Consider the following 20,567-nt stretch of genomic DNA (forward strand, 5'->3'; position numbering starts at 1 on the left):
AAAAGTTAGTTTTTATTCAATTTCTACATAAATCTTACATCCGGCAAAGGACAGCTAAATCCGGCCAAACGCCTTTCTACGTATGTTAAAATGAGGTTCAGAAAATAGGGCTTTCTATGAATGCTCCTAAAAAGTCGACAAATGCCTTTATACCTCACACAAGAAATTTTGTGGTGTGAAAGCGATGATAGACCTTTGTAATGTTCAAAAGGAAAGAGATTGACAACTATGAAAAACACTTCAAAAATCATTTTCACATTAGTAATTGCCGCCTTGAGCAACCAGTTTGCTGTAGGTCAGAAAGTGACAAGGGCACAAACTAAAACTAATGGCTTCTACCTTTGGACAACCAATGCCAACTGGACAGACAATACAGCTGTGCCGGTTTCCAACATTGGAGATACCTACAACTCAGGGGGCAACGAGCAAATCAGAATTGAAAAATATGTCACGAGAAATGGATCCCTGTCTTTCCGCAACATCGGAAATAACAGCAAGGAAATAGTTGTCAAGGATACGCTGGTGGTGTATGGCAATATGACTTTTGACGCAAACAGCTATAGCCTAAAACTTCTATCAGGCGCAGTGCTGATCGTTTTTGGAGATTTTTCGGCAGCCAACAAAGTTACGCTGGACAACGGAGGGCTTTTGATCATCGATGGCAACATGACACTGACTGGCGGAAATCAAGAATATACTGACAGCAACGGTGGAGTTGGCAATCTGGTAGTAACCGGTACAATCAGCGGAAATGGAGATACTGCAGCGGCTTCAGCCGATAATACCACATTGTCCACACAGTCAACTGGCATCCAAGATTTTGTGAACGGCGCCGGAGTTACTCCACTTCCCATCGTACTTAGCTATTTCAAAGGTGTAAACTTAAAAAATGAGGTTAAGCTTTCCTGGGAAACTGCTTCTGAAGAAAATTTCGACCACTTCGAAATACAAAGATCATTTGACGGAAAAGACTTTGAAGTGATTGCCACTGAGAAAGGAAATGGCTTTACATCTGAGAAACACCAGTATTCATTTACTGATACGACTCCTGAAATGGGTATCAACTACTACCGCTTGAATGCCATTGACTTTGATGGTTCTTCAGAAATATTTGAAACAATCGCTGTAGAGGTCGCTCCTGACTTCAGTACGGTAGCTATGTACCCTAACCCTAACAACGGAACCGAATTGCAGCTCAACATCCCTGAGGAGCTTCTTTACACCGCTTATAGCGTGACTATGACTGTATCAGATCTTCAGGGCAGAGTAGTAACAACAAGCGAAGTCACTTCGGCCCATGTTTCTACTACCTTCGACCAAACCTTGCCCACGGGGATTTATTTGGTAACCATCCAAGCCGGAAAGTATTCTTCTACCTACAGGCTAATGGTTAATCAAGGATAAGGTTGGCAAGAATTTCAGTTGTCATTCTTTTCAAATCATATTTCGGCTCCCAGCCCCAGTCGGCCCTCGCATGACTATCATCAATGCTGTTGGGCCAGGAGTCGGCAATTTTCTGTCTGAAATCTGGTTCGTACGAAATGCTGAATCCAGGCACTTCCGATTTTATAGCTTCGTAGATGTCTTTTGGAGCGAAGCTCATGGCGTGCAGGTTGTAGCTGGATCTGATTTTAATCTTTGAAGACTGCTCCTCCATTAGCTGAATGGTGCCATCCACAGCATCTGTCATGTACATCATCGGCAAGAGGGTATCCTCTCTTAAAAAGCAGTTAAAGTCTTTTCCCTCTTTCGCCTTATAGTAAATGTCAACTGCATAGTCGGTGGTGCCACCGCCTGGCTTGGCCTTGTAGCCAATAAGACCCGGATAACGGATACTTCTAACGTCGACCCCGTATTTTAAAAAGTAGTACTCGCACCACCTTTCGCCCGCCAGCTTACTAATCCCATAAACCGTATTCGGATTCATGATGGTGTTCTGGGGTGTATGATTAATGGGAGAATTGGGACCAAAAACGGCAATCGAACTTGGCCAATAAACCCGCTCCAGCCTTCGTTCTTTCGCTATTTCTAACACTGTTAGCAGGCTGGTCATATTAAGGTTCCAGGCAAACATGGGATCGGCTTCACCTTTTGCCGACAACACCGCCGCCAGGTGATAAATCTGGCCGACCCTGTATTTCACTATCAATTCCGCAAGCCTTTTGCCGTCCATTGCATCCAGGTGTTCAAAAGGCCCAGATAGCAGGCTTTCCTTGGGTGCCGAAACATCGGTTGCGATAACCTTGTCGTTTCCATGCCTGGCTCTCAGCGATTCCGTCAGCTCCGTGCCAAGCTGGCCGCAGGCACCTATAATAAGGATCGTACTCATTCGTAAATTTTGAAGGGTTAATGTTCTGTCGGCAAAATTAGTAATATTGAGTACAAGCAAAAGCGCTTTCGACAAACACATTTTACCGCTGTCAATTACCTGCTGCCTTACTGAAAAGTTTCCTGTAGCCACCGAAAGCACTTATATTTGCCGAAAGGAAAAACCATGACTTTCAAAGAGTACCTGACTTCAAAAAAAATAGATGCCAAAGGATTCGCTCTGGGCGAATCGGAGCGTTTCATGGAACTCAAAAATATCTTTGATCAGGTTCACCCGGATAGCTTTACTGCTCAAAAAATCTTTCTGATCAATGGAATAAGAAGGAAATACCCCTTTGTGGAAACGGCTGAGGAAGCAAAGAAAGAAGTGTCCAAAGCGAAATTGATGAAGCCCAAACTTAGCATTACCCCAAAAAATAAGGAATAAGAAACTATGTACGATTCATTAAAGGAAAAACTGACCGCCGAACTTGAAGAGATTAAAAAGGCTGGTCTTTACAAAACAGAAAGAATCATCACCACTCCTCAGGGAGCTGATATCAAAACACAAGACGGCCGGGAGGTGATCAACTTTTGCGCCAACAACTACCTTGGGCTGTCGGCACACCCAAAAGTGCTGGAAGCGGCTAAAAAAAGTATCGACTCGCATGGCTTTGGCATGTCTTCAGTCAGATTTATCTGCGGCACACAAGACATCCACAAAACGCTGGAGAAAAAGATATCGGAATTCCTGGGCACTGAAGACACCATTCTTTATGCGGCAGCTTTCGATGCCAACGGTGGAGTTTTTGAGCCCTTGTTTGGGCCTGAAGATGCTATTATATCTGACGAGTTGAACCACGCCTCTATTATTGACGGTGTAAGGCTTTGCAAAGCACAAAGGTTTCGCTACAAGAACAACGACATGGCCGACCTTGAGGAGCAACTGAAAGCAGCAGCGGGATGCAAAAACAAAATTATTGTTACCGATGGTGTTTTCTCAATGGATGGTACCATTGCCAAATTGGCTGAAATTTGCGACCTGGCCGATAAGTACGGGGCAACCACCATGATCGACGAATGCCACTCAACCGGCTTTATGGGAAAAACAGGTCGTGGCACACACGAATTCAGAGGAGTGATGGGCCGCATCGAAATTATTACCGGCACTTTAGGCAAAGCTCTTGGGGGAGCATCAGGCGGCTTCACCAGCGGAAAAAAAGAGATTATTGAGCTACTCAGACAACGCTCCAGGCCCTACCTTTTCTCTAACACGCTGGCGCCAAGCATCACCGGTGCCTCCATCGCCGTTATCGACTTGCTTTCTGAAACCACTCAGTTGAGAGACAAGCTGGAGGCCAACACCAAATATTTCCGTGAGAAAATGACCGCCGTCGGTTTTGACATCAAGCCTGGCGAGCACCCTATTGTGCCCATCATGCTTTATGATGCTGTGCTTTCACAACAATTTGCTCAAAAGCTGCTCGAAAAAGGTATCTATGTTATTGGGTTCTATTTTCCCGTGGTACCCAAAGGAAAGGCGAGAATTCGGGTGCAAATTTCTGCCGTCCACGAAAAACATCACCTCGACAAAGCCATTGCCGCTTTCACCGAAGTGGGAAAAGAATTGGGCGTTTTGAAGTAGAGCCTTTTTTCGTAAACCTCATAACTAAGAAAGCCGATCGTTGGAACGACCGGCTTTCTTAGTTATACACTGGCCTTGGTTATTTTTTCTTTATAGCCTTTGTCCATACAGGAATCTGCGTATGGTTGATTACATTTTTAGAGATCATTCCTCCAAGTAGTACCCCAAGTCCTTTTCGGGGGTGGGTAGCCATGGCTATTAAATCAGCATTGTTTTGACCGGCAAATAGCAGAATGCCTTCCGCTTCGTCGGGATCATGAAACGTGTTCACTGTGTAATTTTCAAGCTTAAAATAATCCGCAAACTTCTGAATTCGCTCCTTCACTTCTTGGTCGTTGACCCAAACAGGCTCAAACACCTTTAATATATGAAGTTTTGCTCCGTACAACTTCTGAAGTGCTTTCAGGTCATTCATGATAACACCCTGCTCTTCCCGCAAATCTGACGCATACACAATATTCTTGATATTTACCAAATCCCGCCTGGCCTTCACGGTTATCACTGGCACGCTCGAAAACCGGCTTAGTTTCTCCGCATTAGAGCCCACAAAAACCTCGTCGAGACCGGAGGAACCAGAGGAGCCCATCACTACCAGGTCTGGCTTTTGATGCTCAATCACCTCAAATATCTTGTCAAAAGTCTTCCCAATTTTGACATCGAAGCTCATGGAAACCCCGGCATAGGCAGGGTCGGCCACCAATGCTTTCAAGCGTTCTTCGGTTTTCCTTATCAGTTGTACAATATAGATGTTCTCCTCAGGGGAGTAGCCGACTATACCCATCGTATTAAAACTGTAATCATGCGGATCTTCAATCACATTGACAAGGACTATCTCAGCACCTTTTTTTTGTGCCAATGGATAGGCCGACTCTAGGGCAAAGGTTGCTTCTTTAGAAAAATCAGTTGGGATGAGTATCTTTTTCATGATAGTGCCAATTATTACGAAGGATAAAGCTAAATAACGTAATATTTTGCATTTATGACATTCACCCGGCTGACCTGCTGAACTTTATCATTTAATCGGGGTTGAAAATATCTTAAGATAGTTATTTTTGGCAAATGAAGAATTTTGTAAAAAGCTATTACCTGGAATCTTTTGTTTGCTTTTTAATTGCCAATCTACTGTCTATTGCTGCCTTTGCTCAAGAAGCGCACTATCCCATTGTGAAAGGTCATGGCGGAATCTTTGACATTCAGGAAGCAACAGCGTTCCCCGACCCTACTCTACAGTACAAAATTGTTGTGGATATCAAAGAGGGAGCGGGTGGCCACAAATCGATCAACGCATCACTAAACAACCTGGCCAGAATTGCCAACCTGCACGGGATGGGGGGAGTGCCGAAAGAGAACATTGATATTGTGGCAGTTATACACGGAGAGGCGACCATATCTATTCTGTCTGACATCTCTCACGAAAACAGATACGGAACGCCCAATCCAAACACCGACCTTATTCGTGCTCTCTTAGAAGGAGGAATTAAGCTATTTGTGTGCGGGCAATCGCTGAGAGCAAGGAAAATTGATGCCAGAGAGCTAACTCCTGGCATTGCCATCAGCCTTTCGGCCGTTACTTTGGTGACAACTTATCAACTGAAAGGCTATGCTGTGCTTAGTTATTAGCCTATGCGAAAGTTTTTTTTAACCACTCTGCTCATTCCGGCACTGGTAGCAATGCTGGGCTCATGTGGCCCTAATAATTCCAGCAAGGAATCAGCTAGCCAGCCAGCCGCCTCTAAGCCAACCTCACTCACGTCTATCTCTACTTCGCAGGGGCCATTAACACCCCAAAGCACTCTTGACATCTCCGTGTCAATCAAGGGTGACTCCGTACAACTTGATTCCGTCGTCATTTTTTTTGAAGCCGTCCGTCTTGCCTCTTCGCAAGCTACGAGCCTGTCTGCGTCGTTGGCACCGCTTCCTTTGGGTAAACAAACACTAACGGCAAAGCTGTTTCTGAACAATGGCGTAACAGAGCAGCACGCCCTTCCCCTGACCTTGCTTGCACAAACGCCACCGCAAAAATTTGATTTCAGAAAGCTCGAAACTTACACTCACGACCCCGATGCCTACACGCAAGGTCTCCTTTATCATGATGGCTTCCTTTATGAAAGCACAGGGACAAGGGGTGAGAGCACGCTTCGAAAAGTCGACATTTTAACAGGGAAAGTGCTGCAGCAAACACCGCTGGATAGCAGGTACTTTGGCGAAGGGCTTGCTTTTTGGGACAACAGCCTGATCCAGCTTACCTGGACGTCAAACATCGGTTTTGTGTACGACATAGAAACCTTCGAACAAAAGAGAACCTTCAACTACCCTACTGAAGGCTGGGGGCTCGCATCGACCGACACGGAACTCGTGATGAGCGATGGCACGGAGTACCTCTACTTTCTAAATCCGGTAACGCTCGCAGAAACAAGGAGGATTCAGGTGTACAATCACCAGGAAAAGATATTGTACCTGAATGAGCTTGAAGTAGCGGGAGGCTTGATTTACGCCAATGTGTACCAGACAGATGTGATTGTGATGATTGACCCGGCCAGCGGTGCGGTGGTAGGCGACGTTTCCCTCGAAGGCATCTTCAACAAACAAGGGTATAGCAGAAGGCTCGACGTGCTGAACGGAATTGCCTGGGATGAGAAAGGGAAGAGACTCTTTGTTACCGGCAAATGGTGGCCCAAATTGTATCTAATCGAACTGTTCAAAATTCAATCATAAATCAACTAAATTATGAGTCTAGACACAGCAACTGCCAGGGTAGTGGAAATGGCAAAAGAAAACGGGGGCGCCATTGGCAACTCAGTGAAATTTGCTTTTCAGGAAGGAGTTATTCTTTTGGACGATACTGTGAGCCCAACAAAAGTTTCTAATGACGACACTGATGCCCAGTGCACCATTAAAATGGAACTTAAAGACTTTGTGAAGCTACTTGACGGAGACCTGGACCCGATGAGTGCATTTATGGGAGGTATGATGAAAATTGAGGGCGATATGACCATTGCCATGAAATTGACCTCACTTTTTTAAGAATTGGCCGAAAAGTTTGCTTGAAAGCTTTCGGCACAAAGTAGGCGGGGCGTTGTGTTTTGAAGAATAACCAACCCAATAGTTAAATGAGACAATTAGTCAAGAAAAAAGGAGAACCGATGTACGGTATTTTCACGGCAAGGGGTCGTGATGCCTCCCGGCTGGAGCAGCTAAGCGACTGTGTGTTTGCCCTGGCTATTACTATGTCTCTTTTGTCTACCCAGGCGCCCCGAAACTTCGACGAGTTGACACTTTTTATTTCAGACGTAGTTCCGTTTACATTGAGTATGGTAGCGGTTATGTGGATTTGGCATGGTCACTACCAGTTCTTTATGCGTTATGGGCTAAGGGACATCAGAATCATCGTGTTGAATACCTTCATGATGCTTATCGTATTGTTCTTTATATACCCACTCAAATTCCTCAGCACCTGGCTGGTGTCCTACTTCACACTTCTCGCCAAAGCGCTGCTGATCAGTAATGAATACTTCAGAGAGCTGAATCAAATGGGCACGCAGATGATCCCCTGGAGCGATATGCCCGAGCTGATGATTATCTATGACTGCGGCTTTCTGTCGATATACATAGCCTTCGTTCTAATGTATCGGCACGCTATCAAAAACGGTGATTCCCTAAACTTAAGTGAAGCGGAGGTCCACGCTACTAAATCCATTATCGCTCATTACACTGGCATAGTCGCTATCGGCCTCATTTCATTGTTCATTGCCTTACTTGGCTTCCTGATCGACTGGGAGTTCTCCGGACTTTTTGCCGGGGTTATCTACGCTTTGATTGGGCCTGTCTCCTATTTCATAGGACGTAAATATGATAAGCCACCCCTCAACTCCACGAGTGACCATGCATAGTTGCCTATCATATGTCCATAGTCCCCGCCACATTTGATCAAAGGCTGCTTGCTCAGTCCATCGATATCACCTTTCTGCTCCCTTTTCTATTCATACTCGACGGACTTTGGGAAACAGACTCTAACTGGTTTTGGGCAGTTTGTATTTTATTGTACCACGGCTATGCTGTGGGAATGGAGGCATCGGCACTCAAGGCCACGGTAGGCAAAAAAATGGCGGGATTGAGCGTACGAATGGACGACGAAAGACCTGTTGATCTTAAAAATGCAGTTGTGAGAAATTTGTGCAAATGGGTTTCGCTGTTGCCCATTTCAGCTGGCTTTTTTATGATCTACCTACGGCGTGATGCCAGGTCATTTCACGACATCATCTCCAAAAGCAAAGTGGTGTCGAGTTCCAATTAACCACCCAAACAGCCAAATCAAAAAGTAAAATAATTAGTTGGATAAATTTAATAAAACAACGTAGTTTCGGTGTGGTTTAAACGACCCACCTAATATAAGGAATAAATCTATTCACCATGGCGAGATCAGGCGTTAAGCAATTTGAAGAGTTTTTTGAAAAGATCATTTTCTGGGGGCGCTGGGTACAAGCTCCTATGTATCTGGGGCTTCTCTTCGGTTCTTTTATGTATCTGTATAAGTTTTTCGAAGAACTCTATCACCTTTACGATGGGGTGGTTAGCTACACAGAGGCTCAGGTGATGCTTGGCATCTTGGGTTTGGTAGACATCAGTATGGTAATGAACCTAATTGTGATGGTCATTGTCGGTGGCTACTCCATTTTTACCAGTAAGATTGACGTTGATCACCATGAAGATAAGCCGCAATGGCTTGAAGACCTTGATGCCGGCAAGTTGAAAATTAAGCTGGCTTCTTCGCTGGCATCCATTTCAGGTGTTCACCTGCTCAAAACTTTTATTGATGTTAGAGGTGCGAGAGACATGGAAGGCAATGAAGGTATCGTAGTCGAAATCGCTATCCACCTAACTTTCATCGTTTCTGCTTTGCTTTTAGCCTACACTGAGAAAATCCAGCACTCATACCATGGTCATGGCGCTGCTGAGGGTGGTGATAGCCACTAATAAAAACCCATTGTAAAATATTTGTCAGGGCGCTGAATTCTTCAGCGCCCTTTCTTTTTCACAAAAAAAGCCACCTTTCGGTGGCTCTCATTTAGATTAGGTTGGTTAAATACCTATTCAATTTAGGTAAATTATTGAATATCCGAAACAACCTAACTCGTTTTCCTCTCGGGTTATTACTCAACCAGGAGGCTATATCCTCACTCGATCAGCTGAATCTGTGCCTCTTTTACTTTTTCTTTATAGGTGCCCCAATCAGTCTGCACAAACTTACCAATGTCGGCTATCGGCGCTTTCACGGCCTCTTCGGCCTGCTTCAAAATCGTCTCCTGCGTCGGGGTGGCAACCATATAGGTATCTCCAAGGTGATTGGCTGCAAGGTTGATGATCGCCTCCACAGTTGTGGGATCTCTATATATTCCCTGCATGTCCTCTTTACCAAAAATAGGCTCCCTTAATGCTTTCACCTTTGCTTTGATGTCTTTTCCGGCCCTTTTAAGCGCTTTAGAAGCATCATCTTCTCTATCGGCCAGTAGCTTATCAACCCTCTCAACAGCAGCCAACGCTTCCCTAAGGTTATCCACGGCAATAGTTAGCTGGGTCACGGAAGCCTCCCACCGCTTGATCATAGCCAGCTTTCTCTCTCGTTCCTGAGGGGTTATTGGTGTTACCCTTGGGTCGCTAAGAACTTTCACCTCCTTTGTCACTATTTCTTCACCATGAACCACTTTCACAGTATAAGTGCCGGGCACGGCGGTAAAGCCACCACTATCGGCAGTTCCCGGCTTTGGCTTTGATGTGTCCGGTTTTCTTACTTCTTTGTACCGAAGGTCCCACGAGGTTCGGTTGAATCCTTTTTTGGCATCGGCATACAGCGTACGAACAACCTGCCCCTCCTGGAGTATTTCTATCTTAACACTATCTTTTTTTCCGGCCGTCTCTTTCACGTAAAAGGAGATCAGGGCTCCGTAAGGTCTGTTCTCACCAGCAAAAAGTCCGTCACCAGTGGCACTGTATCCCTTAGCCCCTCTTGTGGTGCTTGCTGCATAAGCATCAGGCACATCAAATAACGCTAATGGCTTGTCGAGCAATTGCTTTCCCTGGGTAGCCAGTGCTCTCATCGGGCGAATATCGTCGAGCACATATACCGAACGCCCGTACGTGCCAATTACCAGGTCATGATCTCTTGGATGAATGACCAAATCCATTGTCGATGCCGTTGGGTAGCCATTTTCCCACTTCACCCAGTTGGAAGCGCCATCAACCGTCATATACAGCCCAAATTCAGTTCCGACGAACATAAGCCTGGGCTCGATCGGATCCTGTACAAAGGAATGAACAAACCCTCTTACGGAGTTTTCATTCACCAGACGCTTCCAGGTCTTCCCATAGTCTTTCGTTTGAAACACCCATGGCGCCCAATCATTCCTCCGGTAGTTGTTAATCACCACGAAAGCTTCCCCTTCATTGTAGCTGGATGCGTGCACCTGATTAACCCAGGAACCAGCAGGAACTCCTTTAATGTTCATTGCAACGTTGGTCCAGGTTTTTCCCTTATCTCTCGTTAGCTGAACATTGCCGTCGTCGGTTCCCACCCATATTATGTCCTTGCTGAGGCTACTTGGCGACACCGCCAAAATCGTTGTGTGGTTTTCTGCGCCTGTTACGTCATAGGTGATGCCCCCACTTTCGAGTTGCTTTTGCTTTGCAGGATCATTGGTGGTGAGGTCGGGCGAGATAATCTCCCAGGTCTTCCCCTTGTCTGGCGAATAATGCAGAAACTGACTTCCCATATAAACGCCGTTGGCGTTGTGTGGATCCCTTGCTACGCCGGCATTCCAGTTAAATCTGAGAAAGGTGCCATCAGGGTGCACAGGCTGCCTGAACTCGGAGTCGCCTGTTACCTTATCATATAGCTGAATATTTCCTTTTTGTGATTGAGCAAATCCGTACCGTGAGTTTTCCAGGTCCGGAATCACATCAAAACCGTCGCCTCCACCTATGCGGGTCCACTCAGAGTTATATATGAGGTTATTATTATCGCCCCTCCCTCTGACATACACACTGCTCGGCCCCGTCCACGATCCATTGTCCTGCAAACCACCATATATATTGAACGGAATATCGTTATCTACACTGACGTGATAAAACTGCCCTAAAGGCAGATTCTCGGGAAAATACCAGGTTACACCTTTGTCTCTGGTTACACCCATTCCACCGTCATTTCCGATGAGCATGAAGCTTGGATCATCGGGGTGAATCCAAAAGGCGTGGTTATCGCCATGAAGCAGACCCACATTTGTGAAGGTTTTGAAAGTCTTTCCACCGTCCTCGCTTACTGTGGTGCCACTAAAAATATTGTAGATTCTGTTCTCATTCGATGGGTCTACATAAATCTCCGCATAATAAAACGGCCTGTCTCCAATATTTTTGGTGGTCACCAACTTCCATGTAAACCCACCATCTTCCGACTTGTAGAACCCGTTCTTTTTTGCCTCAACAATAGCGTAGACAACCTGTGGCTTTCCCGGCGCTATTGCCAGTCCCATTTTACCCAGCTCACCTTCAGGCAGTCCATCCTCACTGGTAATCTTTTTCCAGGTTGTTCCTGCATCCATCGTTACATACATTCCTGAGCCCGCACCACCAGACTTAAAGAACCAGGGCCACCTGCGAAACTCCCACATATTGGCAATGAATTTATTGGGATTGGTTGGATCACGCACCATCTCACCTATTCCCACTCTTTCATTTACGTACAAAATTTTACTCCAAGTCTTGCCCCCATCCGTCGTCTTATACACACCTCTGTCGGGAGTGTCTTGCCAGGCAGACCCCTGCACACCGACGATCACTACCTCGGGGTTGAAAGGATCAACAAAAATCCGGTGAATATTGCGGGTGTTTTCCAACCCCATGTGCTTCCAGGTGGTGCCACCGTCATTCGACATGTATACCCCATTTCCTGAGTTGTGGCTGTTTCTGGGATTCCCCTCCCCCGTGCCAACCCAAATAATATTTGGATTTCGCTGGTAGATGCTAATTGCACCGATGCTGGTTACCGGTTGATCATCGAAGATTGGTGTCCATTTATAGCCTCCGTTCTCTGATTTCCACAGGCCGCCAGAGGCCGACCCAACGTATATAATGTCTGGGTTGGATAAGTCGACATCGAAGGACGTTACTCTCCCACTCATTCCAGAAGGGCCGATGCTTCGTGCCGACAAACCCTGGAACAACTCACTATTGATAGCCTGAGCACTAATTAGCCCCGGCAAAAAAAGTAGAATCAGGCTTAACTTAAAGAAAATTCTATCCCGCATAATATTGAGTTAGTTGATATGCGACCAAGTAAACACCAATCGGCTGTCCATAAAAAAGCTAATTATATGAGTGGTGATCCAGGCAGCCCACCGTTGGTAAATGTATTTTTCTGTTCGTCAGCCACTTACAGAGTGGCCTACCTACTGGAAGTTTAAACATTCGAAGAATAGTCCTTCAGGTCAGAGTGAGGACAGCGCTTGAAATTTGCACCCTGTCGGAGAAAATAATTTTGGCTCACTATTAAGAATGTTCGCATTCTGGCATTCAGGTAAAGTAATTCTGACAAAAAACAGAATCATATTCTGAATCAAGTCCTTCTAAAGGAGGAAACTAGTATGAGAAACAGCGGCATTCGTTGGTGTAAAAAATTGTACTTTTAAAATATATTCATGCAATAAGATGGGGGTACTCAGTGGTTTTACCCATCGATAGTCCGTAAAATACCTTACTTTACGATCAATCAAGTGTCGCAATATGTATCATAAAATCAATAAAATGTTTCAATTGTTAGATAATACGCAAAAAAAGTCGGCTAGCAAACGTTTTCGTTTTGAAGTATTCAAAAAATAAAGAAATAATACTTTTCTTATATTCAATTTAGTCTCAATATTTTTTATTTAAGATTTGGTTAACGATATTTGTAGCTGACTTAAGGACAAAATTCGATTTTGCCTACTAGTCTTTGATGTTAAACTGTAAACTATAAGCTTTATGAAAAAAGGATTACTTCTTGCCGCCATGTTCGTTGGACTGTCTTTTGCGGGATACTCGCAGGAGTCGGATGTATTCTCTTTTAACTTTGTGGAAGACAAGCTGGATGACAGCAATGTAAATATGGCCGCTGTTGGCGGGCACTATCTTGGGTCAGACATCGCAGTGAAGCTGGAGCTTCTTAAAGACTCTTACACTTGGAAAGAAGAAGGCACTCCAAATAGCCCGACTACCAAAACTGTTGTTGAAAAGCCAGCGATTTACTACTCTCTTAAGAAACTTGATAAGTACTACAAGAAAGCTATAAAGAAGGGTGATGTGACTGAAGAAGCTGCAAGAGACGAATTTGTTAAAGCTCTTGACATCGCTTTGTTCATCAGATACCAGGAAACTGCCGCTTTCGAAGACAAGCTTAGAGAGCTAAAAGAAGAATCAGACATTGCTCTACTTTACACCAAGAAGGTTAAATTGGAGTTCTAAAACATTTAAGATAACCTGTAAGAGGGTTTTACTACTATCGATCAATCGTAGACAAAGGGGTGAATGCCCCTTTGTTCATTTACAGCCGCCTGGCATCTTTTAGTATGAAACTGAGCTGGTAAACATCATCAGCATTGAGCTCAAGCGTTCCTTCAAAAGTTAGCTCATCATCCATTTTCAGCCCTTCCAACTTCTTCGATGGAAATACCATCATCACCGACTCAGGCCCTGCTTCACCACAGAAAAAGCAGGTTGCCATTGGATATCTTGACAGCACTATTCCGCTGGACGAGAGGTCAATGGGAAGGTAATAGCCTTTGACGATATACTTCTTCCCCTCCATGCTAAGTAGCTCATCGCCAAATTGAGGAACATAGAACGACGCTTTCTCTTCATCGATATACTTACTTTCAAATCTCACTCCTTCAAAGACTTTCCAGAGGTTTGGACTCTGAAGCGGCGATACCAAAAGGATGACGCCCAAAAATAGCTGCAACATAAGGGTAATGTGGTTACTCCGGCAAAGATAGGCATCAACTTCGTGGCGCTAGCCCCACTAAAATAAAAAGGCAGGAAGGTAAAAACCATCCTGCCTAGTTCGTATTAGTCCTTTAACTTTGATTTATACCATTGCTTTGTCCTTGGCATTGATGTTTTCAGAAACGATCTGACCATCGAACAAGTGAATGATTCTGTGAGCATATTCTGCGTCTATAGGAGAGTGAGTCACCATAATTACTGTAGTTCCTCCCTCGTTCAAATCGCTCAGCAAGTTCATAACTTCCTGGCCATTGGCAGAGTCAAGGTTTCCAGTAGGCTCATCCGCAAGAATCAGCTTAGGTTTTGCTACCACTGCTCTCGAAATCGCCACACGCTGCTGCTGACCACCTGAAAGCTGCTGAGGGAAGTGGTTCTTTCTGTGCATGATCTTCATCGACTCCATTACTTCTTCTACCCTCTTCTTGCGCTCAGCTGCAGAATATTTTAGGTAAATAAGCGGAAGTTCAATGTTTTCATACACTGTGAGTTCGTCGATCAGGTTGAAGCTTTGGAACACAAATCCAATATTAGCTTTTCTCAAATCTGCTCTCTGGCGTTCCGAGTGCTTCGAAATCTCCTGACCCATGAAGTGGAAATCACCTTCAGACGGGTTGTCAAGCAGGCCAATGATGTTAAGCAAAGTTGACTTACCGCAACCAGACGGGCCCATGATAGCTACAAATTCGCTCTCACGTACTTCAAGATTAACTCCAGCTAAGGCAGTTGTTTCAATCTCATCTGTGTAGTAGAACTTTTTCAGTCCTACCGTTTTAATGACAGTTTTAGCATTTTCCATATGTATATGGTTAGAATATTGGTTTATTTTATTTAAAAACTAATCGATCCTTATCCTGATAACCCTCGTAGGAAGAGACAACAACTTTCTCTCCTGGTTGCAAGCCTTCTAACACCTCGTAAAACCGTGGGTTCTGACGTCCCAATCTAATGTTCCTGCGTGTCGCAAAATCGCCGCTCGCATCCACTACAAATATCCAATTGCCACCTGTGGTCTGATAAAAACTTCCTCTTGGAATCTGTATTGCCTGAATATTCTCGCTTAGCTGCAAGCGAATCTGAAGGGTTTGTCCTCTTCTTATGCCGTCCGGCACGTCTCCTTCAAAATACATATCCACCTCAAACAGACCATTTCTTACTTCGCCGTAGTTCTTCATGATTGTGAGCTCATAAGTCCCTCCCGCAAAGTCGAATGTGCCTTTCAGCCCTTCGTATATTCTGGCCAGGTAGTGCTCATCAATTTGCGCCCTTACCTTAAACCCATTCGTGTCATCAATCTGGCCGATGTTTTGACCTGGAGAAATTGACTCACCCACTTCACCATTCACAGTTGACAAACGGCCCGAAATTGGGGCCCTTATGTACAAATTCTCCAGGTTCTGGCGAATCATGTTAAGGTTGTTGTTTGTTCTCTGCAGCAATGCCTGGGAGTTGTTGATAGTGTTTTCAGCGTTCAAAGAGTCTACCTTCTGAGACTTAACTTCAACAACCCTTGTTTTAATCAGCCTTTCATAGTCAAGCTTAGCTCTCAAAAACTCTTGTTCAGAGATTACTTTCTCCTTAAAAAGCTGCTCGCTTCTCTCATAAAGATCCTTTGCCTGAGCAATCTGGTAGTCGAGCGTAATCAGCGTGCGCTGCAGCTGAAACAGACTCTGCTGCATCTGCAACCTCGTGTTTTGTAGCTGGTTCATCAAGATGAACGCCTGAGTTTCCTCCCTTATGAAGCTTTGCAACAAATTATTGTTGGTCAGCTTTAAAATAGTATCACCCTTTTCTACCTGAATACCACCTTCGTAATATTTCTTCTCAATAATACCACCCTCTATCGCATCCAATCGGATAGTCTTGATAGGCATGACCTGCCCATCGACAGGGATAAACTCCCTGAATTCTCCGTTCTGTACTTCAGCCACGTTTATTTTATCAACAGACACATTGAGCTTGGAGCTTCGGTCTGCAAAAACAAAACTGTAAATAACGAAAAGTACAAATGCGCCACTAAGCCCATAAATGGCGACTTTCTTGAGAGTAAACGTTTTCTTTTTAATTACACGATCCATTTGCTAAGATATTTCAAGTCCGTGCCAGTATCTCCAACAAAAATGCCACAAATTATAAAATGCTGATTATTAATGAATTACGGTTTGATTGGTTTTGCGAAATAGTTCGATTATGTACACTTAGGAGCAGTGGGTGTTCGCTATTGAGCAAAACGAGAGGCTTAAAGAACGGGCAAAAAAAAGATTCAGGCATTCGCCTGAATCTCAAGGTCAAAAACTCAAAATAAAAAGGACTAATCAAATCTTAATCCACAACAACACACGAATATAAAACAATCGGCTCTAAAATAAAATTCCTTCTCCCTAAATTTTGAATTTTTAGTCATGTGGCTTTAGTCATTTGCCAAACCGCCTTTGTGGCACAAATACGCTTAAAGTCTGGCTCAGCATGGAAAAGTGGCGTACTGCTGAGATGTACCTCTCCAGACATTTTCTAAAAAAAGCCTCCTTTCGGCTCTCTGAGGCTTTGATGTTAAAAAAGGTACAGAAACTAAAGGTTGTTGATTATACTGGCAGTATTTTTGTATCTGTACTGTGAAAGCACACTACTTTTATGAAACTACGGATATCAAAACGATTCATTTTACTGCTGGGATTTGTCCTGGCACTACTGGCCATTTATTCAGGCGGCCTGGTGACGGCACAACCAATGCAGGACCAAAATGGTGCAGCCAGTTTAGATTCCGGTCGGGTTTCTAACAAAGTTCGTTCGCAAATTGTGGAGCAGGCGGTCAGCCATAAGGGGCTGATTACCGATTCAAGGCTTGACTTTTCGCTTACCCCTACAGGCAGAAGTGAATTCGAACTGGCATTCGAAAACCCCTACAAATACCCGGTGAAGATCAAGATTTACAATATTATAGGTAATCTGATAGCCGAAGAGGAAGCAAAACCAGGGGCTTCGTTTACCAAAAAGTATAATTTTTCTGACGAGAAAATGAGGCTGTTTGTTGTTGAGGTGGGCAACCAGAAGCACAACCTTACCAAGAAGGTAACCACCATATAAAAAGTAAGCCCCGTATTTCTACAGGGCTTTTATTCGTATTAATGGTTAAAGTCAAACAGGCCACTCAGCCTATCTCGACCAACTCTATTTGAAAAGTAAGGTCTTTGCCAGCCAGAGGGTGGTTTGCATCCAACACAATTTTGTCTGGCTCAACGGCGGTAACAACCACGGGCCGTGATTTATCTCCATCGTTGATAGCGAGTTGCATTCCAATTTCCGGCTTTATGTCAGCAGGCACCTGGGCTATTGGAACTTCCACCAAAAGCTCGTCGCTCCTTTCACCATAGGCTTCTTTGCTGGGGATGTTTGCTTCCCTTACTTCACCAAGAGCCATTCCGAGCACGGCTTGTTCAAAACCTGGGATCATTTGGCCCTGTCCTAAAGTGAAGGCAAGAGGATCACGACCTTCCGAAGAGTCGAATACCGACCCGTCTTCCAACTTTCCTGTATAATGTACTTTTACCGGATGTCCATTTTTTGCTACTGACATGTCTTCCTTTTTTCTGTTTGCTAATTCTTTATGATTTAATTCAAAGGTATGGAAATATGGTTTTGATGAAAATCTATGCCGGGTAATGTTATGATTATGGACAGAAAATGTTCATATTCGTACATAAAAACCCCTTTAAAACTTCCTAACATTTTAATAATCAGCACTTTTACCTTTGGCACAGTACTGGTTATGTATTTAACAGAGCGGATAACTACAACTTATGGAATCAGATAAAGAACTTGGAAAGATATTAATCATTGATGACGACGAAGATGTGCTGCTTGCAGCCAAAATGCTGCTCAGGAAGCATGCGGAAAACGTGATCATAGAAAAAAACCCAAAGAAAATACCGTTTCTGCTCAACAACGACACCTACGACGTGATCCTTCTGGATATGAATTTCAGCAAGGACATAACCAGTGGAAAAGAAGGCTTTTATTGGCTGGAGCAAATACTTGAACGGGAGCCAACGGCGGTGGTCATTCTTATCACTGCTTTTGGCGACGTAGAAATGGCTGTGAAGGCACTTAAGGAAGGGGCTACTGATTTTGTGTTGAAGCCATGGCAAAATGAGAAGCTGATTGCTACGCTTTCTTCGGCAGCAAAGCTGAAAAAATCAAGAAATGAGGTTACGCAGCTAAAACAGGCAAAGCAGGCGCTCGAAGAAGGAATCAATCAGCCTTTTAAGGACATTATCGGGGAAAGCGATGCGATCAAGCAGGTATTTAACATCATTGACAAAGTGGCCCAAACGGATGCCAATGTCCTTATCCTCGGCGAGAACGGAACGGGGAAAGAGCTTATAGCCCGGGCACTCCACCAAAAGTCGCTGAGAAAAGACAAGGTGTTTATCGGGGTTGACATGGGCGCCATTACGGAAACACTGTTTGAAAGCGAGCTTTTTGGCCATAAAAAAGGTGCTTTCACCGATGCCAAAGACGACAGGGCAGGGAGGTTTGAGGCTGCGAACGGAGGCTCGTTATTTCTGGATGAAATTGGAAACCTGAGTATGCAGCTTCAGAGCAAGCTGCTGACTGTGCTGCAAAAAAGAGAGGTAGTTCGGCTGGGCACCAACAAGTCCATTCCTGTGGACATCCGCCTGATTAGCGCCACAAATATGCCTATTTACGAAATGGTGGAAGAGAGCACGTTTCGTCAAGATCTGCTTTATCGGATCAATACTGTTGAAATACACCTCCCGTCGCTAAGAGAAAGAATGGACGATATTCCGCTGCTTTGCGACCACTTTATCAAGATGTATTGCGGCAAGTACCGAAAGCCAATCAAAAAAATGTCGCCGATCGCACTCAAGAAGCTGCAGAAATACCAGTGGCCGGGTAATATCAGGGAGCTGCAACATGCCCTGGAAAGAGCCATTATTATGAGCGACTCCAATATGCTGTCGCCTGACGATTTTTTCTTTTTGAATCAGAAGGCCGAGAGCAAAGCAGAAAGTGAGCCCGAAACGTTCAATTTGGACGATGTAGAAAAGTCGGTGATTCAAAAGGCCATTAACCGGCACGGAGGGAATATTTCAAAGGCAGCCAAGGAACTTGGATTAACAAGGGCTTCCCTTTACAGAAGAATGGAGAAGCATGGCCTTTAAGAGCTTCAAAGCTGCTTTGATTATTAGGGTTGTGCTGCTGATTGGCTCAATCTTCCTGCTTACACACTTGTATTACAACGATTCCTATGACCTGACCAAAGCGTTGGTTATCGGAATGATTGGCTATCAGGTATATGCCCTTTTCCACTACCTGGACAAGTCAAACAGGGAGATTGCCAACTTTCTCAGCTCCATTCAATACGACGACTTCTCCAACACCTATACATACAGAAACACCGGTGGGTCCATTGACTTGCTTTATGAGCAATTCAATAATGTAATGAAAAAATTCAGGGACATCAGAGCCGAAAAGGAAGCGCAGTACACTTATTACAAAACCATCGTTCAGCACGTGGGCATTGGCATCATCACGTTTGATAAGCATGGCGAAATTCAGATGCTCAATACCGCCGCCAAAAACCTGCTCCAGATTGGGCAAATAAAAAATATTTCGAACCTGAAAAGCATTAGCCAGGTACTTGTTGATGGGTTTTTTATGCTAAAAACAGGTGGCAGAGACCTGATAAAAATCGAGCGCAATGGGGAGGAAGTGCAGTTGGCCATTTATGCCATAGAGCTGACCATGCGGGGCGAGGAGTTCAAGCTTATTTCGCTTCAGAACATCAAAAGTGAGTTGGAAGAAAAGGAAATGGAGGCCTGGCAGAACCTGATCAGGGTACTGACGCACGAGATTATGAACAGCGTAACACCCATTTCCTCGCTTGCGGGCACGGTAGAGTCGGAGCTTGGCCACCAGCTGAAAAATGGTGATGACGTGAACAGGATCACCAATGAAGAAATTCAGGACTTATACCTGGCTGTGCAAACTATTCACCGCAGAAGTGACAGCTTGATTAAGTTCGTTTCTGATTTCAGAAACCTGACGAGGCTCACCATGCCCAAGCTGGCCCAAACCAAGGTGCGTGACCTACTCGACCATGTGCTCATGCTTTTAAAATATGAAATAGAGCGGGGAGAAATAAAACTCACTTACAAGGTAGAGCCCAAGAATCTTGAAGTACTGGTGGACAAAGAACAAATTGAGCAGGTATTGATCAACCTGGTGAAAAATGCTATTCAAGCGCTGGAGGAAAACGATGAAATGGACAAGGAAAAACTTTTGATCATTTCGGCCAACGGACTTGAAAATAACAGCGTGTCAATTTCCATTACCGACAATGGTCCTGGCATTGAAGAAGATGCGCTCAAAAAGATTTTTATCCCCTTCTTTACTACCAAAAAAAGTGGCTCGGGCATTGGTTTAAGTTTGTCGAAACAGATCATGAGGCAGCACAAGGGGTCGATCTCAGTGAAGTCTGTCATCAACCAGGGCACTGAGTTTGTGCTGAGGTTTAGCTAATCCAAAAATCTCATTTTCAGTTTCGTTTTTGCTCCATAATGGATAG

General features: G+C 44.5%; 20 protein-coding genes. 13 read left to right on the top strand and 7 right to left on the bottom strand.

Going from position 1 to position 20,567, the window contains the following annotated elements; genetic code table 11:
• Positions 1-228 precede the first annotated feature (228 nt).
• Complete coding sequence (locus tag RT717_RS20925; protein WP_317488301.1) at positions 229-1,404, top strand: T9SS type A sorting domain-containing protein; 1,176 nt, start codon at positions 229-231, stop codon at positions 1,402-1,404.
• Here RT717_RS20925 and RT717_RS20930 read toward each other — a convergent pair.
• Positions 1,391-2,329 carry an NAD-dependent epimerase/dehydratase family protein gene (locus RT717_RS20930; RefSeq protein ID WP_317488302.1) on the bottom strand — a complete coding sequence of 313 codons (939 nt, stop codon included), beginning with the start codon at positions 2,327-2,329 and terminating at the stop codon, positions 1,391-1,393. The two genes, RT717_RS20925 and RT717_RS20930, sit on opposite strands and share 14 nt — an antisense overlap.
• Before the next feature lie 165 nt (positions 2,330-2,494).
• On the opposite strand from RT717_RS20930, the gene RT717_RS20935 reads away from it, so the two are divergent.
• Together RT717_RS20935 and kbl are read left to right on the top strand one after the other, a co-directional pair.
• The gene (locus tag RT717_RS20935) at positions 2,495-2,755 is read left to right on the top strand and encodes a hypothetical protein (protein WP_317488303.1); all 261 of its coding nucleotides are present in this window, start codon (positions 2,495-2,497) and stop codon (positions 2,753-2,755) included.
• A 6-nt stretch (positions 2,756-2,761) separates the two neighbouring features.
• A complete protein-coding gene (gene kbl, locus RT717_RS20940) occupies positions 2,762-3,952 on the top strand; it encodes a glycine C-acetyltransferase (protein WP_317488304.1) in 1,191 nt (396 codons plus the stop codon).
• A 79-nt stretch (positions 3,953-4,031) separates the two neighbouring features.
• Here the strand turns inward: kbl and RT717_RS20945 are convergent, their stop codons facing one another.
• A complete protein-coding gene (locus tag RT717_RS20945; protein WP_317488305.1) occupies positions 4,032-4,877 on the bottom strand; it encodes a universal stress protein in 846 nt (281 codons plus the stop codon).
• 134 nt (positions 4,878-5,011) lie between these two features.
• Between RT717_RS20945 and RT717_RS20950 the strand changes: the two genes are divergently transcribed.
• The 6 genes from RT717_RS20950 (at position 5,012) to RT717_RS20975 (ending at position 8,926) form a co-directional block, all read left to right on the top strand.
• A complete protein-coding gene (locus RT717_RS20950; RefSeq protein WP_317488306.1) occupies positions 5,012-5,572 on the top strand; it encodes a DsrE family protein in 561 nt (186 codons plus the stop codon).
• Between the two features lie 3 nt (positions 5,573-5,575).
• Positions 5,576-6,667: a glutaminyl-peptide cyclotransferase gene (locus RT717_RS20955; protein ID WP_317488307.1), complete on the top strand. Its 1,092-nt coding sequence runs from the start codon at positions 5,576-5,578 to the stop codon at positions 6,665-6,667.
• Between the two features lie 12 nt (positions 6,668-6,679).
• Positions 6,680-6,976, top strand: a complete 297-nt coding sequence (locus tag RT717_RS20960; protein ID WP_317488308.1) for an SCP2 sterol-binding domain-containing protein — start codon at positions 6,680-6,682, stop codon at positions 6,974-6,976.
• Between the two features lie 86 nt (positions 6,977-7,062).
• A complete protein-coding gene (locus RT717_RS20965) occupies positions 7,063-7,842 on the top strand; it encodes a TMEM175 family protein (protein ID WP_317488309.1) in 780 nt (259 codons plus the stop codon).
• 11 nt (positions 7,843-7,853) lie between these two features.
• Positions 7,854-8,246, top strand: a complete 393-nt coding sequence (locus RT717_RS20970; protein ID WP_317488310.1) for an RDD family protein — start codon at positions 7,854-7,856, stop codon at positions 8,244-8,246.
• Positions 8,247-8,362: 116 nt separating this feature from the next.
• The gene (locus RT717_RS20975; protein WP_317488311.1) at positions 8,363-8,926 is read left to right on the top strand and encodes a TIGR00645 family protein; all 564 of its coding nucleotides are present in this window, start codon (positions 8,363-8,365) and stop codon (positions 8,924-8,926) included.
• A 200-nt stretch (positions 8,927-9,126) separates the two neighbouring features.
• Here RT717_RS20975 and RT717_RS20980 read toward each other — a convergent pair whose 3' ends face one another.
• Positions 9,127-12,249, bottom strand: coding sequence for a VPS10 domain-containing protein (locus RT717_RS20980; RefSeq protein ID WP_317488312.1), 3,123 nt, complete (start codon positions 12,247-12,249; stop codon positions 9,127-9,129).
• Between the two features lie 712 nt (positions 12,250-12,961).
• Between RT717_RS20980 and RT717_RS20985 the strand changes: the two genes are divergently transcribed.
• Positions 12,962-13,441, top strand: coding sequence for a hypothetical protein (locus tag RT717_RS20985; protein ID WP_317488313.1), 480 nt, complete (start codon positions 12,962-12,964; stop codon positions 13,439-13,441).
• 79 nt (positions 13,442-13,520) lie between these two features.
• Here the strand turns inward: RT717_RS20985 and RT717_RS20990 are convergent, their stop codons facing one another.
• From RT717_RS20990 to RT717_RS21000, 3 genes are all read right to left on the bottom strand, one after another.
• Entirely contained in the window at positions 13,521-13,940 is a 420-nt protein-coding gene (locus tag RT717_RS20990; protein WP_317488314.1) for a hypothetical protein, read from the bottom strand.
• A 123-nt stretch (positions 13,941-14,063) separates the two neighbouring features.
• Positions 14,064-14,777: an ABC transporter ATP-binding protein gene (locus RT717_RS20995; protein ID WP_152001035.1), complete on the bottom strand. Its 714-nt coding sequence runs from the start codon at positions 14,775-14,777 to the stop codon at positions 14,064-14,066.
• 28 nt (positions 14,778-14,805) lie between these two features.
• Positions 14,806-16,056: an efflux RND transporter periplasmic adaptor subunit gene (locus RT717_RS21000; RefSeq protein WP_317488315.1), complete on the bottom strand. Its 1,251-nt coding sequence runs from the start codon at positions 16,054-16,056 to the stop codon at positions 14,806-14,808.
• Positions 16,057-16,609: 553 nt separating this feature from the next.
• Here RT717_RS21000 and RT717_RS21005 point away from each other — a divergent pair.
• Positions 16,610-17,062, top strand: coding sequence for a hypothetical protein (locus RT717_RS21005; RefSeq protein WP_317488316.1), 453 nt, complete (start codon positions 16,610-16,612; stop codon positions 17,060-17,062).
• A gap of 64 nt (positions 17,063-17,126) precedes the next feature.
• Here RT717_RS21005 and RT717_RS21010 read toward each other — a convergent pair whose 3' ends face one another.
• The gene (locus RT717_RS21010; protein WP_317488317.1) at positions 17,127-17,552 is read right to left on the bottom strand and encodes an FKBP-type peptidyl-prolyl cis-trans isomerase; all 426 of its coding nucleotides are present in this window, start codon (positions 17,550-17,552) and stop codon (positions 17,127-17,129) included.
• Positions 17,553-17,775: 223 nt separating this feature from the next.
• On the opposite strand from RT717_RS21010, the gene RT717_RS21015 reads away from it, so the two are divergent.
• Complete coding sequence (locus RT717_RS21015; protein WP_317488318.1) at positions 17,776-19,161, top strand: sigma-54-dependent transcriptional regulator; 1,386 nt, start codon at positions 17,776-17,778, stop codon at positions 19,159-19,161.
• Positions 19,151-20,521: a sensor histidine kinase gene (locus RT717_RS21020; RefSeq protein ID WP_317488319.1), complete on the top strand. Its 1,371-nt coding sequence runs from the start codon at positions 19,151-19,153 to the stop codon at positions 20,519-20,521. Before RT717_RS21015 ends, RT717_RS21020 begins: the two co-directional genes overlap by 11 nt.
• Positions 20,522-20,567 lie beyond the last annotated feature (46 nt).

Origin of the sequence: Imperialibacter roseus, from assembly GCF_032999765.1 — a bacterium.
GTDB classification, from domain to species: domain Bacteria; phylum Bacteroidota; class Bacteroidia; order Cytophagales; family Cyclobacteriaceae; genus Imperialibacter; species Imperialibacter roseus.

Bases quoted from the DNA above. Each gene is read 5' to 3' on its own strand.
- RT717_RS20965 (WP_317488309.1), top strand. From the start codon at position 7,063: ATGAGACAATTAGTCAAGAAAAAAGGAGAACCGATGTACGGTATTTTC.
- RT717_RS20945 (WP_317488305.1), bottom strand. From the start codon at position 4,877: ATGAAAAAGATACTCATCCCAACTGATTTTTCTAAAGAAGCAACCTTT.
- RT717_RS21005 (WP_317488316.1), top strand. From the start codon at position 16,610: ATGAAACTACGGATATCAAAACGATTCATTTTACTGCTGGGATTTGTC.
- RT717_RS20955 (WP_317488307.1), top strand. From the start codon at position 5,576: ATGCGAAAGTTTTTTTTAACCACTCTGCTCATTCCGGCACTGGTAGCA.
- kbl (WP_317488304.1), top strand. From the start codon at position 2,762: ATGTACGATTCATTAAAGGAAAAACTGACCGCCGAACTTGAAGAGATT.
- RT717_RS21020 (WP_317488319.1), top strand. From the start codon at position 19,151: ATGGCCTTTAAGAGCTTCAAAGCTGCTTTGATTATTAGGGTTGTGCTG.
- RT717_RS20985 (WP_317488313.1), top strand. From the start codon at position 12,962: ATGAAAAAAGGATTACTTCTTGCCGCCATGTTCGTTGGACTGTCTTTT.
- RT717_RS20925 (WP_317488301.1), top strand. From the start codon at position 229: ATGAAAAACACTTCAAAAATCATTTTCACATTAGTAATTGCCGCCTTG.
- RT717_RS20950 (WP_317488306.1), top strand. From the start codon at position 5,012: ATGAAGAATTTTGTAAAAAGCTATTACCTGGAATCTTTTGTTTGCTTT.
- RT717_RS20975 (WP_317488311.1), top strand. From the start codon at position 8,363: ATGGCGAGATCAGGCGTTAAGCAATTTGAAGAGTTTTTTGAAAAGATC.
- RT717_RS20935 (WP_317488303.1), top strand. From the start codon at position 2,495: ATGACTTTCAAAGAGTACCTGACTTCAAAAAAAATAGATGCCAAAGGA.
- RT717_RS20960 (WP_317488308.1), top strand. From the start codon at position 6,680: ATGAGTCTAGACACAGCAACTGCCAGGGTAGTGGAAATGGCAAAAGAA.
- RT717_RS20970 (WP_317488310.1), top strand. From the start codon at position 7,854: ATGTCCATAGTCCCCGCCACATTTGATCAAAGGCTGCTTGCTCAGTCC.
- RT717_RS20930 (WP_317488302.1), bottom strand. From the start codon at position 2,329: ATGAGTACGATCCTTATTATAGGTGCCTGCGGCCAGCTTGGCACGGAG.
- RT717_RS20980 (WP_317488312.1), bottom strand. From the start codon at position 12,249: ATGCGGGATAGAATTTTCTTTAAGTTAAGCCTGATTCTACTTTTTTTG.
- RT717_RS20995 (WP_152001035.1), bottom strand. From the start codon at position 14,777: ATGGAAAATGCTAAAACTGTCATTAAAACGGTAGGACTGAAAAAGTTC.
- RT717_RS21010 (WP_317488317.1), bottom strand. From the start codon at position 17,552: ATGTCAGTAGCAAAAAATGGACATCCGGTAAAAGTACATTATACAGGA.
- RT717_RS21015 (WP_317488318.1), top strand. From the start codon at position 17,776: ATGGAATCAGATAAAGAACTTGGAAAGATATTAATCATTGATGACGAC.
- RT717_RS20990 (WP_317488314.1), bottom strand. From the start codon at position 13,940: ATGTTGCAGCTATTTTTGGGCGTCATCCTTTTGGTATCGCCGCTTCAG.
- RT717_RS21000 (WP_317488315.1), bottom strand. From the start codon at position 16,056: ATGGATCGTGTAATTAAAAAGAAAACGTTTACTCTCAAGAAAGTCGCC.